This is a genomic window from Mesorhizobium sp. B2-4-7 (assembly GCF_006442685.1).
Lineage (GTDB): Bacteria > Pseudomonadota > Alphaproteobacteria > Rhizobiales > Rhizobiaceae > Mesorhizobium.
This window is the reverse complement of sequence record NZ_VFVH01000014.1, coordinates 25,945-42,031: the sequence shown is the minus strand read 5'-3', so window position 1 is coordinate 42,031 and position 16,087 is coordinate 25,945. Positions and strand designations below refer to the sequence as shown.

General features: G+C 61.8%; 16 protein-coding genes and 1 pseudogene. 11 read left to right on the top strand and 6 right to left on the bottom strand.

What is annotated here, in order from left to right; genetic code table 11:
* Positions 1-23: 23 nt before the first annotated feature.
* The 5 genes from FJ946_RS28120 to FJ946_RS28100 all read right to left on the bottom strand — a co-directional run bounded on the left by FJ946_RS28120 (position 24) and on the right by FJ946_RS28100 (position 4,578).
* Entirely contained in the window at positions 24-965 is a 942-nt protein-coding gene (locus FJ946_RS28120) for an ABC transporter permease (RefSeq protein WP_140498498.1), read from the bottom strand.
* Between the two features lie 190 nt (positions 966-1,155).
* Positions 1,156-2,667: an ABC transporter substrate-binding protein gene (locus tag FJ946_RS28115; RefSeq protein WP_181165368.1), complete on the bottom strand. Its 1,512-nt coding sequence runs from the start codon at positions 2,665-2,667 to the stop codon at positions 1,156-1,158.
* A 101-nt stretch (positions 2,668-2,768) separates the two neighbouring features.
* Positions 2,769-3,392 carry an amino acid synthesis family protein gene (locus FJ946_RS28110; RefSeq protein ID WP_140498500.1) on the bottom strand — a complete coding sequence of 208 codons (624 nt, stop codon included), beginning with the start codon at positions 3,390-3,392 and terminating at the stop codon, positions 2,769-2,771.
* Complete coding sequence (locus FJ946_RS28105) at positions 3,389-3,781, bottom strand: carboxymuconolactone decarboxylase family protein (protein ID WP_140498501.1); 393 nt, start codon at positions 3,779-3,781, stop codon at positions 3,389-3,391. The genes FJ946_RS28110 and FJ946_RS28105 overlap by 4 nt, the downstream gene beginning before the upstream one ends.
* A gap of 17 nt (positions 3,782-3,798) precedes the next feature.
* Positions 3,799-4,578 (bottom strand): alpha/beta hydrolase, encoded by a 780-nt coding sequence (locus FJ946_RS28100; protein WP_181165367.1) that lies wholly within the window; start codon positions 4,576-4,578, stop codon positions 3,799-3,801.
* A gap of 149 nt (positions 4,579-4,727) precedes the next feature.
* On the opposite strand from FJ946_RS28100, the gene FJ946_RS28095 reads away from it, so the two are divergent.
* The 4 genes from FJ946_RS28095 to FJ946_RS28080 all read left to right on the top strand — a co-directional run bounded on the left by FJ946_RS28095 (position 4,728) and on the right by FJ946_RS28080 (position 8,093).
* Complete coding sequence (locus FJ946_RS28095) at positions 4,728-5,450, top strand: GntR family transcriptional regulator (RefSeq protein WP_181165366.1); 723 nt, start codon at positions 4,728-4,730, stop codon at positions 5,448-5,450.
* Positions 5,447-6,427 carry an aldo/keto reductase gene (locus tag FJ946_RS28090; RefSeq protein ID WP_140498503.1) on the top strand — a complete coding sequence of 327 codons (981 nt, stop codon included), beginning with the start codon at positions 5,447-5,449 and terminating at the stop codon, positions 6,425-6,427. The genes FJ946_RS28095 and FJ946_RS28090 overlap by 4 nt, the downstream gene beginning before the upstream one ends.
* A gap of 81 nt (positions 6,428-6,508) precedes the next feature.
* Positions 6,509-7,189 carry a GntR family transcriptional regulator gene (locus tag FJ946_RS28085; RefSeq protein WP_140498504.1) on the top strand — a complete coding sequence of 227 codons (681 nt, stop codon included), beginning with the start codon at positions 6,509-6,511 and terminating at the stop codon, positions 7,187-7,189.
* Entirely contained in the window at positions 7,167-8,093 is a 927-nt protein-coding gene (locus FJ946_RS28080; protein WP_140567215.1) for an alpha/beta hydrolase, read from the top strand. The genes FJ946_RS28085 and FJ946_RS28080 overlap by 23 nt, the downstream gene beginning before the upstream one ends.
* 92 nt (positions 8,094-8,185) lie before the next feature.
* Here the strand turns inward: FJ946_RS28080 and FJ946_RS28075 are convergent.
* A pseudogene (locus FJ946_RS28075) lies at positions 8,186-8,736 on the bottom strand (glycerol-3-phosphate dehydrogenase); the annotation flags it as partial.
* Positions 8,737-9,076: 340 nt separating this feature from the next.
* Between FJ946_RS28075 and FJ946_RS28065 the strand changes: the two are divergent.
* The 7 genes from FJ946_RS28065 to FJ946_RS28035 all read left to right on the top strand — a co-directional run bounded on the left by FJ946_RS28065 (position 9,077) and on the right by FJ946_RS28035 (position 16,068).
* A complete protein-coding gene (locus FJ946_RS28065) occupies positions 9,077-9,895 on the top strand; it encodes a metallophosphoesterase (RefSeq protein ID WP_181167730.1) in 819 nt (272 codons plus the stop codon).
* A 38-nt stretch (positions 9,896-9,933) separates the two neighbouring features.
* Entirely contained in the window at positions 9,934-11,139 is a 1,206-nt protein-coding gene (locus tag FJ946_RS28060; RefSeq protein WP_140558056.1) for an ABC transporter ATP-binding protein, read from the top strand.
* On the top strand, positions 11,136-12,056 hold the full coding sequence (locus tag FJ946_RS28055; protein WP_140498510.1) for a sugar ABC transporter permease: 921 nt from the start codon (positions 11,136-11,138) through the stop codon (positions 12,054-12,056). The genes FJ946_RS28060 and FJ946_RS28055 overlap by 4 nt, the downstream gene beginning before the upstream one ends.
* 29 nt (positions 12,057-12,085) lie before the next feature.
* The gene (locus FJ946_RS28050; protein ID WP_140525325.1) at positions 12,086-12,946 is read left to right on the top strand and encodes a carbohydrate ABC transporter permease; all 861 of its coding nucleotides are present in this window, start codon (positions 12,086-12,088) and stop codon (positions 12,944-12,946) included.
* Positions 12,947-13,066: 120 nt separating this feature from the next.
* Positions 13,067-14,341, top strand: a complete 1,275-nt coding sequence (locus tag FJ946_RS28045) for an ABC transporter substrate-binding protein (protein WP_140513416.1) — start codon at positions 13,067-13,069, stop codon at positions 14,339-14,341.
* A gap of 111 nt (positions 14,342-14,452) precedes the next feature.
* Positions 14,453-15,286, top strand: coding sequence for a phosphodiesterase (locus FJ946_RS28040; RefSeq protein ID WP_140558059.1), 834 nt, complete (start codon positions 14,453-14,455; stop codon positions 15,284-15,286).
* Complete coding sequence (locus FJ946_RS28035) at positions 15,283-16,068, top strand: inositol monophosphatase (RefSeq protein ID WP_140567204.1); 786 nt, start codon at positions 15,283-15,285, stop codon at positions 16,066-16,068. The genes FJ946_RS28040 and FJ946_RS28035 overlap by 4 nt, the downstream gene beginning before the upstream one ends.
* The last annotated feature ends 19 nt before the right edge of the window (positions 16,069-16,087 follow it).

Sequence of the window (16,087 nt, the reverse complement as noted above, 5' to 3'; positions counted from 1 at the left end):
AATGGAAGTTTTCTCATTGGATGCTAAGCCGATGTTCGCACGAGCGGATTGACGAGGCTGTAGGTCACGTCCGCCACAAGGTTGAGGATCATCACGCCGACGATGATCACCATTCCAACCGACAGCATGACAGGAAAATCCCGGGACGAGATCGCTTCCACCAGAAGCCGGCCCATGCCCGGCATCGAAAAGACGGTTTCGGTGACGACCGCGCCGCCAACCAGTTGTCCAAGCGAAAGACCGGCATAGGTGATCAAGGGCAATATGCTGTTGGGCAGAATGTGCCGGTAGGAAATGCGCGCCTCGGACAGCCCCTTCGAACGCGCGGCCTGGATGTAGAGGCTGCCTTTCACCGACTGGTATTCGGCTTTATAGACGAGCGTGAAGGAGCTGAAATAAAAGGTCGTAAGCGTGATGACGGGCAGGATCATGTGGATGAGATGCTGCCCGGCGCCCCGTGACCACGGCGACCATCCGGTCGTCGGCAGCCAGCGGAGCTGAACCGAAAAAAGGTAGATCAGCAGCAGTCCGAGAAAGAAATTGGGCACGGTGATGCCGACGATGCTGACGGCGGCGGTGAGCCGCTCCACCAGCTTTTTCATGAACGTCGCCGAATTGATCAGCGTGGCCCCCAGGAATGCGATGAGGATCGCCCAGGATGCCAGCTCAAGCGTTAGAGGAAGGGCATCCGCGATCATTTGCGCGACAGGCTGTTGGGTGGAATAAGACCGGCCCAGGTCGCCCGACAATGCGGCGCTGATCCAGTTCCAGTAACGCGACAGGATGGGCTGGTCGAAGCCTAGCTTCGCGTTGAGTTCGGCGATCGATTGAGGGGATGCGTTCTCCCCCAGCATGATCGCCGCCGGCGTCCCCAGAAAGGACGTCACCGACGTGAACAGCAGAAACGTCAGAACGATAACGTTCGGAACCATGATCGCTATGCGGGAAAGTACAAGCGCAAGCATGCCGGCCTCAGTTCATCGCGAAGGATTGAAGAAGCGTCTCCGGGGAGCCCGTCTCGCAAAGCGGGCGGTTGGGGCACATCCGATGGGCGGCGGTCATAATGGCGATCAAGTTCCTCTACCGGTTGCAGGCGGGACCGGGTCTACCCGCGCCAGACGCCGCGGCGCGGCGCGCCGCGGCAAAGCATGAAGATCAGGCCTGCGTTTTCCAGACGTAACGGAACCGCGGGATCTCGTCCGGCATCGGAGCGAACCCTTTGACGGTGTTGCGCATGGCGTTGAATTCGATGCTGAACCCGACGGGCATGTAAGGCAGATCGGCAGAAATCTGACGCTGGATCTTTTCGTACAATTCCTTGCGGCGCGCCTGATCGGAAATTACCCGCGCTTCATCGATCCATTTGTCCACTTGGTCATTCTTGTAGCCCGTGGAGTTCGCGGTGCCTTTGCTGGAGAAGAGATAGTGGATCAGGCCGTCGGGATCCGCCCGTTGCGTCCAGCGCATCGGCGTGAAGCGTATCTCGCCTGAGACCGCCTTTGCGTAGTAGTCGCTTTGGGGGACCGGCTCGAGCTCAATGTTGAGGCCGATCGCGTCGAGGTCTTCCTTGGCAAGTTCGGCAAAGCGTCGCAGCGTATCGCCGCTTGGCGCCGCAAGCTTGATGGTGGTGCCCTTCAGGCCGGAATCAGCCACGATCTTGCGCGCCTTTTCCGGATCGTATTCGTAGTGCACCAGATCGGTTGGGGTCCACCACAGGCCGTCTGGCGTGAAGCTGTCGGAAATCTTGCCTTGCCCCGCCCATATGATCTGGTTGATGCGGTCGCGGTTGAGGCCATGCGCGATGGCCTGGCGTAGTTCCGGCTTGTTATATGGCTCGGCGTCCCACCGCCACTGGTAGGAATACCAGACGCCACCCTTCGACGGCACAAGCTCGATGTCCGGGCTGGCCTTGGAAAGGCGCGTATCCAACGGATCAAGCTGGCTTATGAAATCCAGTTCACCGATGGCCATGCGCTGAATGCCGACGACGTTCGTCGGAATGTCATGGAAGGTAATGCCGTCGAGATATGGCATTCCCTTCTGCCAATAGCTGTCGTTCTTGGTGAGCGCGATGCGCGACCCGCGGACCCATTCGCCGAAAACGAACGGACCGGTCCCGACAGGATTGGAACCGACGTCGCTGCCGTATTTCTTGGCCGCAGTTGGCGAAGCCATCAGCCCTGCGCGGTCGGCAAACAGCGCCAGCAGCGGCGGATAAGGTTCCTTCATGTCGATGGCGACGGTGAATTCATCCAGCACTTCGACATTCTTGACGCCTTCCAGCAACTTGAGCTGCGATGAGTTGCCTTTCGGATCGAGACGTGCATCAAGGTTCCATTTCACGGCCTCGGCGTTGAACGGTGTGCCGTCATGGAACTTCACGCCTTCCTGCAGCTTCAGGACCACGCGCTTGCCGTCGTCCGAAAACTCCCAGCTTTTCGCCAGGGCAGGCTTCAGGGAGAAGTCCGCCTCGGTCTCGAGAAGCGTATCGAATATCAGGAAAAGGATCTGCCGCTCGGTCCATTGCGACGACTGAAGCGGGTCGAGCGTGCGGACGTCGCTGATGAAGCCGACGTTGAGCATGCCGCCGGTGACCGGCTGGGTATCTTGAGCCAGCGCTACCGCCGGCAAAGAGGCCACGATTGCGAAGCCGCTGACGGCGGCCATAAATTGCCTTCTATCCATGACAAATCCTCCGTTGGTTCAGTTCCCGATATTATCGGCATTGCCGTTATTGGCCTCCGGGCAAGGACCCGGAGGCTTGCGCGTTATTTGCTCTCGGCTGGCAGCGGCCGGCCGGCCTGATCGACTCCCATGATCCGCATGTCGTTGAACCGATCGCCGATGCGATGGTGCGGACGCCCGCCGCTCGCGGCGCCCAAGGCGATGACGATCTCGTCATGCGCAGGCGCGTCGGGAATGGTGAATTCCACGGTCAGAAAATGAGCGCGGCTTCCCTTCTTCTCAGCGTCCTTGTGGGTCAAGGGAACGGTGAGCGCGGTGCCGGCGCCGGCACGCTTGTTCGTGAACGGGAGAAAGGAATCGCCACCAGCGGCGATGCGGAAGACATTGCCGAAATGCAGCGTGTGGATCAGGCCGGCCGCGTGTTCGACTTCGCCGTCCGTCCCGGTCACCGCGCACTTTCCAAACGCTTCTATCCTGTCCGGACCGCCCATGATCGCCACCAGGCGAGGCACGAGGGCATCCGTGAGAGCCTTGGCGTGCTCCATGATGTGCGGCTGCAGGTCCTCGACGAATGCCGATCCTGCCCAGGGATTGCGGATTACCGCCGCGCAGGCGGCCATGCGAAGCGGAACCGGCGCGACGCGCCCCCCTTCGATAAGCGTGTCCTCGACGAAATCGACGATCTTGCGGATCAGGACCCCAGTCATTTTTCCACTCCGCCGGCTGCGAGTTCGGCAAGCACGCGGTTGGCAATGCGATGGCATTCGACGCCGACAGGAACGCCGCAATAAATCGTGAGATGGGTTATCAACGCGTCCAGCTCGTCACGGGTGACCCCGTTGCGAAGGGCGCCGCGAAAATGCAGTTCCCACTCATGCATGCGGTTGAGCGCGGCAATCATGACGATGTTCAGCATGCTGCGGGTCCTGGCATCCAGCCTGTCGTCACCCCAGGCCGTTCCCCAGCAATATTCTGTGATAAATGACTGAAAACCCTTGGAAAACTCGGTTGCCTTGCTCAGCGAATTTTCAACATATTCGCTGCCGAGCGTCGCCTTGCGCCGCTCCAGCCCACGCTCAAATAGCGTCTCGTTCATTCGTCTTCCCTTCATTTTCAGCGTGGACGCAAAAGGAACTCGCGGACATGGTCGGACACCAGCTTGGATGCCTCGACCAGGACGCTGTGCTTCAGGCCGGCCAGAATGCGTAATTCCGAATCGGGGATCAGCCGGTGCATCGTCTCGGCCATCCGGACATTCGACCCCTGATCGAATTCGCCCGTCATCACCAGCGTTGGCTGTCTGATCTCGGGAAGCCGATCCACCAATTCGGTAAGGCCGAACACCCGATACGCCTCCAGGTAAGACGGCACGTGGACAGCCTTGAGCTCGGCAATTCGCCGCTCGATTACATCGGGATGGCGCTCGGCGAATTCCTTGGTGAACCAGCGGTCGTGCGCAGCACCAACGACTGCGTCCATACCGCCGTCGCGGATCATCTGCAGGCGCGCCACAACCTTCTCACGTTCGGCGGGGGTGCGCCCCGCAACTGCGGAAAGAAGCACGACGCGCTCAAACCGGTCCGAATAGGAACAGGCCAGTTCTTGCGCGATCAAGCCCCCCAATGAAAAGCCGACCAGATGGGCTTTGCGCACGCCGGCGTCGTCCATCACCCGAACGATATCGGCGGCAAACTTCTCGACGGAATATTCCGAATCGATGTGCGCGGACTGACCATGACCGCGCAGGTCGGAGCGAATAATGTCGAAGCTGCCCTCCAATTGGAGGCTGACGTCCTCCCAGCTTTGCAGGTTGGCGCCGACACCGTGCACCAGCACGAGAGGATGGCCCTTACCGCTTCTCTCATAGGCGATGAGATCGTCTTTGGTGCGCATCGGCGCCATCCCAGGTCCCTCGTTCGAACTCGATTTTTTTGGTATACCGACAGACAGGCATATGGTCAACCGTATTTGAATCGGCTACTTGTGATGAAAGAGTCGAACGCGTAGCTGTCATGGAAGGAACGACGGGAGAGGACGCCGCGATGCATGAATGGACGGACTGGTCGATTGCGGATTCGCCGACATTGCGCGAGCAGACCGTTGTCACGCTGCGCGAGGCGTTGTTCAACGAAGTGTTCAAGCCGGGTGACAAGCTGGTGGAACGGAAGCTTGCCGAGCAGACCGGCGTAAGCCGCACAAGCATTCGGGAAGCGCTGAGCCAGCTTGAGTCCGAAGGGCTTGTGACTCGGGTAGCCGGCAAGGGCATGTTCGTGACCCGCTTGTCGGAACGGGAAGTCCGGCAGATCTACGAGGCCCGCGCAATCCTGGAATCGGCCATGGCGCGCCTGTTTGTCGAACGGGCCAGCCAGGAACAAATGGACGAATTGGCGCGGCGTATTTCGGAAGCAGGCGAAACCGACACCTCCGAGCTTGCCAGGCAGCATGCCGAGAAGCTCGACGCGGTGTGGGACATCATCATGCAAGGCGCAGGCAACGACATCACCAGGCAAATGACCTTTCTCCTGCATGGCCGCGTCACCTATCTGCGCACCGTCACCACCCGCGTCGCCTCGGCTGAACGGCGCAGGAATACGATGGCCTTGCTCCACGGCATTTTCGACGCGCTGCGCGCGCGCGATGCCGACCTCGCCGAAAAGCTCACGCGCGGGTATGTCGAAAGATCCGCGGCTTTCGCGCTGTCGCTGCTGCGGGACTCTGGGCAGAACGCCAAATCCTCATCACGCAAGCAACGGATCGACACATGAACTATGTCAGGCTCGGCAAGAGCAATCTGAAGGTATCCCGGCTATGCCTCGGCGCGATGGGATTCGGATCCGCGGGATGGCGGGCCTGGGTGCTCGATGAGAAGGCGTCGGCGCCGATCGTTGCGCGCGCCCTCGACCACGGCATCAACTTCTTCGACACCTGCGACTTCTATTCGGCTGGCGAGAGTGAACGCATTCTCGGCCAGATACTCGTTCTCAAGCAGCCGCGCGACAGCTTCGTCATCGCCACCAAGGCGGGAAACCCGATGGCCGCGCATTGCAACGGCCGCGGCTACTCCAGAAAGCACCTGTTCAAGGCAATCGACGATTCGTTGGTCCGCCTTGGAACCGATCACGTGGACCTCTTCCAGACGCATATCTGGGACAAGGACACCGACCTCGACGAACTGGTCGATGCCATGGCGGATATCGTGCGCGCCGGAAAGGCGCTCTATGTAGGCGTCACGACGATGCCCGGCTGGACACTCGCAAAATGCCGTGCGGCTGCCAGCGCACGCGACCTTCCGGCATTCATCTCGATGCAATGCGAATACAATCCCGCTCACCGGGAGTGCGAGCGGGAACTGCTTGCCTACTGCCGCCACGATGATGTTGCCCTGATACCGTTCAGCCCGATCGCGCGCGGCTTCCTTGCCGCGGACCGCCGCAATCCCGGCCAGCAGACGGCGCGCACGAAAAGCGACGACTATACGCAGAGATATTACCACCGCGACGGCGACCACGCCGTGCGCGAAGCCGTCGCTGCCGTTGCCGCCGACATCGGAAAGACACCGGCGCAGGTGGCTCTCGCCTGGACATTGGCGCGCCCCGGCATTACCGCGCCCATCTTCGGAGCGACCTCGACAGACCATGTCGACGAGGCAGTCGCGGCATTGGACATAGTGCTTACGCCCGAACATATCGACCGCATCGACGGGGCTTACGAGCCACGGCCGCTGAACGCCTCAGGCCACTGAATGAAGCACAATGCTTGCGGTAAGCTGATATGCTTGTGAAATTGCACTCGTTCGCGCACGTTTCAAGGGAGCAAATCCGCCGTGTATGATCTGCGAGTCCATGCTCCGCCGCGCCTGTACACGCAGGTGGCCGATACCATCCGCAACGCCATCGTCGTCGGAGAACTGGCGCCGGGAGAGCGGCTGGTGGAGCGCACGCTTTGCGAGCGCATGGGCGTTTCGCGGACGTCGCTCAGGGAAGCGATGCGCGAGCTCGAGAACGAGGGCCTGGTCACGAACCTGCCCAACCGGGGGCTTATCGTCTCTGTCGTCGATCCCAAGATCGCGAAGGACATTTTTGACCTTCGCGAGGCGCTGGAGGCGCTTGTATGCAGGTTGTTTTGCGAGAATGCGACTGACGATCATATCACGCGTTGTCGGGGCGTGTATGACGAGCTGATGGAAACCTATCGCGTCGGTGTGGCGCGCGAAATGATAGCTGCAAAGACTAGATTCTACGACGTCTTGATAGCGGGCGCGAACAATTCCGAGGCGGAACGGATGCTTCGCAGCATCCATATGCGGGCCTCACAGTTGCGCATGATTTCTCTTTCCGATGCAGAGCGGCGAAAGGCATCTCAGGAAGAGCTGGCAGCCCTGCTCGACGCCCTGGTGAACCGCAGGGCATCGGATGCCGAGCGGCTTGCAAAAAAGCATGTACGCAAAGCCGCCCAGTTCGCGCTCGGGATGATCGAACAGCTTGAAAACCAATCCGTCAGCTGATCGGCGGCGCTTGAAAGCGCGAGACGCCGCCCGTCCGCCGCTACCCGCGGCGACGGTGAAGGAGAATTATGTCGTGGCGGGCGGCATCCGTACGCGCTATTTCGAAGCTGGCAGCGGACCGGCCGTGATCCTTCTGCACGGCTCGTCACTGGCGATCGATGCCTGGTCCACCTGGCACAACACCATCCCGGCACTCGCGCATGACTTCCGGGTGCTGGCGCCCGATCTGGTCGGCTTCGGTCTCTCGGATGCGCCGGTGGACGGGAAACACGTTCCCCGCCTCGAAAGGCGGCATCACGTTTCAGCCTTCATCGAAGCGCTCGGCGTCACCCGATGCGCGCTCGTCGGCCATTCCGAAGGCGGTTTCATCGCGGCAATGCTCGCCGTTGAAAAGCCGGGTCTGGTCGATAAGGTGGTTGTCGTGAGCAGCGGTGCGACCTCCCCGCGCCTCGGCGGAAATGAGGACCACGCTTGGCAGGCAGCAGCGGCAGCAGCGTATAATGTGCTCGAGGGATGCGACACCGAGGAAGACTTTCTGCGAACCAATGCGAGGCTAAGCACGAAGAATCCGCCGGAGTTCGTGGAGCTGCTAAAAAAGAACTACCGCCTGGCCTGCGAGTCCGGTCAGTTGGAGCGCTTCAAGCAGGCTGCCCGGAAAAAGGACGACACCGAATATACCCAGATCCAGGAGGACCATCTCCTTCCGCATTTGCCCACCATGCAGGCCAAGCTGTTCATAGCCTGGTCAGGCTGCGACGAAACCGTGCCGGTGGCGCGCGGCATCAAGCTGCTGGAACGCGCGCCGCAAGCCGACATGCACATTTTCGCCAATGCCGCTCACATGGTCATGATCGATCGCCCACGCGAATTCAATGGAGTTGTCCGGGACTGGCTTGGCAGCTAGCGCCGGTCAAACCATCCAGCTTATGACCCACAGCAAGTCGTCCCAAGAGGGCCGCCATGCCGCGGGAGGATGTCCTCGGGCGTGCGCCCTCACTCCCTCGCCACCAGGTAACGCGCTTCCGAGTCGTAGAGCAGCCCGCCATAGTGCTGCCCGAGGTCGGACATGCCAGCCGTGGCGCCCACCACCTCCTCGCCGCGTGCCGTAGAGCCGCCGGTAATGATGAACGAAGGCGCGCGGCTCCACGGCCATGTTTCGCACAATCCGTTGACGAAAGGCTCAAAGTCCGCGTTCGGCATGTTGCCGCCCGGCAGCGGGATACTCGCGGTCCAGTCGCCCCCCATCTGCGGAAAGATACGTTCGAGGCGATGGAGGCCGCGCTCGGCCAGTTTCCGGAAGGTCGTGATCTTGCCGCCGAAGTCATTGAGCAGTGGCGCGACCCCGGTCTCGTCAAGGTCGAAGGGGTCATCGCGTAACCGCCGAAGGGTTCCCATTTGCCGTCATCGAACAACGGCCGCACGCCCGAGAGCGCATGCAGCAAGTCCTGGCGGCGCAGCTTCTCTTTGAAGCAGCGGTTCACGGCCGCAATCAAATATTCGATCTCGGTCTCGTCGATCTGCACCGGTTCGGCAGCACCCTCATAGGCGCCGCAATTCGAGGTGCGGCTACGATCGCGATTTTTATCTTGATATTTTTATCAAGCTGTGAAATTTTTTTCAATTAAATGCTGGAGGAAGTTTTCCGCACCTCAGAATGCCCTGACAATGGGCATCGGACGGAGAACACGATGGGAGGTTCAATATGCCGGTCCAAGCCGTTTCAACCGAGTGAGCCTTTCCTGCGGGAGACGCCGCGTCCTGGACCTAAAATCCGGCGTCGTCGTCACACCTTCACATGCAGGGGAAAGAGTGCATCCGGCTTCAGGCGCTTTTTTCAAAACGACGAGATCAACGCCGCGAGACGCGGCAAAGGTTCCAGAACGTCCGATGACGCGAATAGTGCAGATTTCCGATACCCATCTCAGCCCTGGCAAGCGACATTTCCATGCCAACAGCCAGCCGCTCCTCGACTGGCTGAAGGAAAGCGATGCCGACCTCGTTATCCATACAGGCGACGTCACCGTGGATGGCGCCGATGTCGAGGAGGACATGCGCTATTGCGCCGAGATGATGGACTCCATCGGACTGCCCTATCTCGCCGTGCCGGGCAATCACGACGTGGGCGAGCCCAAGCATCTCTATCAGCCAGTCAACGCAGAACGCCTGGCCCGCTGGCGACGTCATTTCGGGCCGGACTGGTGGCATCGCGACATCGAGGGCTGGCGCCTGATCGGACTCGATTCGATGCTGTTCGGCAGCGACGAGCCGGCCGAAACGGAGCAGATCGCGTGGCTGGAAAACGCCATGCGCGAAGCGTCCGGGCGCCGGATGGGCTGGTTCACCCATCGCCCGCTCTTCATCGGCGAGCCGACCGAAGGCGACGTTGGATACTGGGCGCCCACTCCCGAGCCTCGCGCGCAACTGCTCGACATGGTGCGCCGCTACGACGTGGCCTTCGTGGCCAGCGGCCACCTGCACAAACTCTACGATCGTCAACTCGGCGGCGTCCGGTACCTGTGGGGGCCGTCGTCCGGCTTCCTCGTCGAGGCGCACTTGCAGCCGGAAGGGATGGCCGGAGAAGCCACCTTGGGCGTGCTCGTCTACGACTTTTCCGGGTCCGATTTCACCGTGCGGCCTCATGAAATTCCGGGCCTCACACCCTTTTTCATCGGTGATGTCGTGCATGAGGTCTATCCACCGAGATAGCGCCTCTACCCAATTGTTCGCGAAACGGAGCAACCCCAGTGGCTGCAGTGGAAATAAAGAACCTTTCGAAGTCCTTCGGGCCCCACCGGGTTCTCAAAGACATCAACCTGTCCATCAACGATGGCGAGTTCCTGACGCTTGTCGGCCCCTCCGGCTGCGGAAAATCGACGCTCATCCGCATCATCGCCGGCCTCGAGCCGCAAACCTCGGGCTCGATCCTCGTCGATGGCGCGCCGATCGATCATCTGAGGCCGCATGAGCGGCGCATCGCCATGGTGTTCCAGAGCTACGCGCTCTACCCGCACATGTCCGTCTTCAACAACATGGCGCTGCCCCTGACGATGACCGGGCTTAGCCTCTACGAGCGCCTGCCGCTCGTCCGCCTATTCTCGTCCCGGCGCCGCAAGGTGATGCAGGAGATCGGCAAGCAGGTCAGGGGCATCGCGGCGCAACTTCAGATTGAACCTCTTTTAGAGCGCAAGCCCGCCCAGCTCTCCGGCGGCCAACGTCAGCGCGTCGCGCTCGGTCGCGCCATGGTGCGCCAGCCCGCCGCTTTCTTGATGGACGAGCCACTTTCTAACCTCGACGCCAAGCTGCGCGTCCACATGCGTAGCGAGCTGGCCGAGCTTCACCAGAGACTCGGCGCGACATTCGTCTACGTCACGCACGACCAGGTCGAGGCGATGACTATGTCAAGCCGGGTCGCCATGATGGAAGGCGGAGACATCCTTCAACTCGGCACGCCCGACGAACTCTACGACAGGCCGGCCAACGTCCAGGTCGCCCAGTTCATCGGCAGCCCGACGATCAACCTGATTCCCGTGACGGTGGGGGTCGGTGGGCGGCTGGAATTGCTCGGAAAGCCTCTGCCGATCGGCACCGCCCTCCCCGCCGGAGAGAAAGCGACGATCGGCGTCCGCCCGGAAATGATCCTGCCCGGCGCGGTCTCGGGCCAGTCGGCGGACCAGGTCCCGCTTCCGGCGAAGCTGCGGCGCAGCGAGCATCTCGGCTCCGAGAAGATCCTGCATTTCGATGTTCCCTCGCTCCCTGGGATCTTGGTGACCTCGCGCATAGGCGCGGGCGTGCCGGACGGTGAGGTCGAGAACACCGAACTCTTGTTCCATCCCTCGGCCTGCCATGTCTTCGATGCCGCCGGAAACCGCGTGGAACCCCAAGTTTCCCAAGACGCGGCCACCGCCGCCAAGGGAAAGCTGCGCCTCGCAGAGGGAGCGCGCGCATCATGAGCCTGACCGCGGTCCCCGCTCCGCCCGCCCGGCCCGGTGCCCGGCAGGCCTTCATCGAGAGGCTGGTCGCCGGCGGCTTCGCGCTGCCTGCCCTGCTTTTGCTGGTGCTGACGATTCTCGTGCCGCTCGGCGTGCTCGGTTATCTCAGTTTCACCGACTACGAGCTCGGCGAGGTCGATGTCCATTATGTCGGCCTGCAAAACATCACCGACGCGCTGACCGATCCGGAATTCCGCCGCGCACTCAAGAACACGCTCGTCTACGTCGCGATCGTCCTGCCCGGCTCGGTGATCCTGTCGCTGCTCGTCGCCGTCCTCGTTCACCGCCGCAAGCGCACCCGCTCACTCTACGAAATCATCTACTTCCTGCCTGTGACCTCGACCTTCATCGCCATGGCGACCGTGTGGCAGTTCCTGCTGCACCCCAGCCTCGGCCCGGTGAGCGCGGTGCTGCGCTGGCTCGGCATCGGCGAGGTCGCCTTCCTGAGCAATCCCTCGCTGGCGCTGCCGACGCTTGCCGTGATCGGCATCTGGCAACTGGTCGGCTTCAATATGATCCTGTTCCTGGCCGGCCTCTCGACCATTCCAAAGGACCTCTACGAAGCCGCCGAGATCGACGGCTGCGGCGGCGAAATCGACCGCTTCCTGACGATCACGTGGCCGCTGCTGGGACCGACGACCATGTTCGTCATCGTCACCAGTTCGATCACCGCCTTCAAGGTGTTCGACACGGTGGCGGTGCTGACCCATGGCGGTCCGGTGGGATCGACCGAGGTCCTGCTCTACAAAGTCTACCTCGAAGGCTTCCAGTACTTCCGCATGGCGTATGCGTCGGTCCTCACCTTCATCTTCCTCATTTTCATTCTGGTCTTCTCGATCCTCCAGACCGTCGTCATGGACCGCAGGGTGCATTACTGATGACCGACACAACCATCACTGCTCCCGCGATGACGGGCACAACAACCACACCAGCTGGCTCCGCCGGCCGGCGCTTCGCCTCTCTGTTCATCACTCACGGCATCCTGATCACCGGCGCGGCCTTCATTCTCCTGCCTTTCCTGTGGATGCTGGTGACCTCGATCAAGCCGCCGGAAGAGGTGTTCAACGCCCAGCTCAGGATCTGGCCGAAGCATTTCTACGGCTTCGAGAATTATGCGATGGCGCTGACCAGCGCGCCGCTGCTGCGCTTCGCTCTCAACGGCGTCATAGTGTGCGGCGGCATCCTCATCATCCAGCTTCTGGTCGCCATCCCATGCGCCTACGCGTTGGCCAAGCTGAAGTTCCCGGGCCGCAACCTGCTTTTCGTCCTCGTCCTGCTCGGCCTATGCGTGCCCGAACAGGTGCCGGCGCTGCCGATCTACATCGCGCTGGCGAAGATGGACCTGCTGAATACCTATTTCGCCATGATGGTGCCCTTCTTCCTCTCAGTCTTCGCGATCTTCCTGTTCAGGCAGTTTTTCCGTTCCTTCCCCGACGACATCATTCATGCCGCGCGGCTCGACGGGATGAGCGAGTTCGAGATCGTGTGGCGCATCGTCACGCCCAGCGCCATGCCGGCGATCGCCGCCTTCGCGGTGTTTTCCTTCGTCGCGCACTGGAACGACCTCTACTGGCCGCTAATCGTCATATCCGACGTCAACCTGGCGCCGCCGCCGCTCGGCATGATGTTCTTCTCGGACGCCGAAGCCGGCACCAACTACGGCGCACTGACGGCCGCCGCGACCATCCTGACCGCGCCTCTGCTGCTCGCGTTCCTGTTCGCACGCCGCCGCTTCATCGAGGGCGTCACGATGACCGGCGTGAAATAAAACTGACAACTGGCGCGGCTAGAAGCCCGGTCGCGCCGTTCCCCCACACCTTTCGCGGGGCAAGGCGGCATCATCGCCTCAAGAGCATCGGGCAAATCGCATAACCGGAGGAAAGCCTTAATGAAATTCCTGTCAAAGATCATCGCGGCCTCGGCCGTATTGCTGGGAGCGGCGTCGACAGCGCTGGCCCAGTCTCCCGTGACGCTCGACGTCTACTACGCATTCCCGGCCTTCGCGAAGTTCCATGAGCCGCTGGCCGCGGAATTCATGAAGGAACATCCCGACATCAAGATCCAGTTCCGCGCGCCGGCGGCCAGCTACGACGAAGGCCACCAAGCCATGCTGCGGGCCTCCATCACCAACAACCTGCCCGACGTCTATTATTCGGGCTATCACGTCCTGCATGAATTGGTCGGCAAGCTGAAGGCGCGCAACCAGATATTGGACCTCGGCACGATGATGGACGCTGAGTCGAAGGAATGGCGCGACGCCAACTACGCCGACAACATTCTCGACCTCGGCCGGGTGGACGGCAAGCTCTACGGACTGGCCTTCAACGCTTCCATGCCGATCATGTTCTACAATGCCGACCTGGTTAAAAAGGCCGGCGGCGATCCCGACAACATGCCTACCGACTGGCCGGGCATTATGGAACTCGCCAAGAAGATCAAGGCCACCGGTTCCGGCATCGCCGGCCTCGCCTACAATATTCATGACTGGCCCGACGAATGGCTCTGGGACGCCATGTTGATGCAAGGTGGGGGCGAGCTGACCAAGGACGGCAAAGTGGCCTTCGGCGACGAGCACGGCCTGAAGGCGCTGGAATATTTCCGCAGCTTCGTCACCGATGCCGGCATGCCGTTGATCGACTGGGATCAGTCGCGCCAGGCCTTTATCGCCGGCCAGATTGGCATCTTCTTCGATACGCCTGCCCGTCTCAGCCAGGATACCGAACTGATCGGCGACCGATTCAAGCTGCGTACCGCGGTCTTCCCGGTCGACGACAAGGAAAAGGGTGGCCTGCCCACAGGCGGCAACGCGGCGGTGATCACTGCCTCCGACCCGGCAAAGCAGAAGGCGGCCTGGGAATTCCTTAAATTCGTCACCGGCCCCAAGGCGCAGGAGCAGGTCGTGAAGATGAGCGGCTACCTCCCGACCAACAAGGCCGCCACCGGGACCGACTATCTCGGCCCGTTCTACGAAGCGAACCCGAATTACGCCACCGTTGCCAAGCAGATGGCACTGTCGCGCCCGTGGCCCGGCTATTCGGCGGGCAACACGGTCCGCATCTGGCGCACCCAGCGCGAGATCATCAGCAAGGTCATGAGCGGCGACGTATCCATCAAGGACGGGCTCGACAGCCTCGTCTCCGAAACACAGGCACTCATGAAATAAGTCGCCATGCCACGCGCGCCGGCCGGCTTCGGCTGGCGCGCCCTTTTTAAGGTGGCGCCGATGTGGCGCCCTTCTTGTGTCAGCCCTCCCTTCACACTGCCGGACCTCCCGATGCTCATTGCACAGATCAGCGATTTTCATATCCGACCCGACGGCCAGATGGCCTATGAGGGTCTCCAGACCAACACCATGACTCGTCGCGCCATCGCGACCGTCGCCGCGCTCGATCCGGCGCCCGATTGCGTCCTCGTCACCGGCGATCTCGCCGATTGCGGTCGCCCGGAAGAGTATGCGCTGGTCGCCGACATGCTGTCGGCCCTGCCCATGCCCGTCTTCGTCATTCCTGGCAACCACGACCGGCGTGAGACAATGCGCGAGGTGATGGCGCCGAAATTCCCCTATCTGAGCCAGTCGCCGGATTTCCTGCATTATACGATCGAGGACCTTCCGGTCCGCCTTATCGGGCTGGACACGGTGCAGCCGGGCGAGGACGGTGGTGCGATCTGCGAGCGGCGCGAAGCCTGGCTCGGTGAGCGTCTCGCCGAGGGCGACGGCCGCCCGACCTTCGTCTTCATGCACCATCCGCCCTTTCCCGTCGGCGTGCACGGCATGGACATCATGATGTGCGTCGTCGGCGACGGCTTCCGCGACATGATCAGGTCCCACGCCGAAATCGAGCGTGTGGCCTGCGGGCACTATCACCGGCCCATCACCACGCGCTTTGCCGGCACGGTCGGCTTCGTCGCGCCGGGCGTCGCGCACCAGGTCGCGCTCGATCTTCGTCCGGGCGAGCCCAATCGCTTCATCTTCGAACCGCCGGCTTTCGCCCTGCACGCCTGGTCGCCGCAGACCGGTGTCGTTTCGCACGTCGTCCCGATCGGCGATTTCGGCCCCGCCCACGATTTCATCACCGATGTCGACTACCCCGGGAAAAACGAAACATGAGCGACTACCGTCAAATCCTGAAAGACGCCGATGCCATCGCACGCAAGGCAGCCGCGACGTTGATGTCGATGCGCGAGGAGCGCCTCGACGTCACGCGCAAGGAAGGGCTGGATATTGTCACCGCCGCCGATCTCGCTTCGGAGCGCATTGTCATCGACGGGCTGCGCGCGCTTACGCCGCAAGCTTCCATCCTGTCGGAAGAAGCCGGCACGACGGGAATCTTGGGCGAAAGCCGCTGGATCGTCGACCCGCTCGACGGCACGATAAACTACGCGTCCGGCCTGCCGTGGTTCTCCGTCACCATGGCCTATCAGGAGCAGAGTGTGACGAAGGTCGGCCTGACCGTCGCGCCCGCCGCCGGCTTCGAGGCGCACTACACCAGCGAGGGGATCGCGACCGTCAACGGCAAGACGGCCAATGTGTCGACAACTGCAAGACTGGCCGATGCGGTCATTGCCGTCGTGCTGACGTCGCACTTTTCGGCCGAGGAGGTGGCGCGCACCGCAGAGATCGTGCGGCGGCTCGGCGTCGGCGCGCGCGGCGTGCGCGTTATCGTCTCAGGGGCCTTTGAATATTCGATGGTCGCTGCCGGCCAGCTCGATGCGGCGGTTTCGATCAAGGCCGACGTCGTGTCCTACGCGGCTGCCATGCCGCTGCTACGCGCAGCAGGAGGCAAGGTCACCACGCTTTCAGGTGTCGACTCCACAGACGAGGACACGCAGAAGGTCGGCTCGAACGGGCTCATTCACGACGAACTTCTTGAAGCGCTACGCGGCCTGTGACACCTGGCGCGCAAACCGG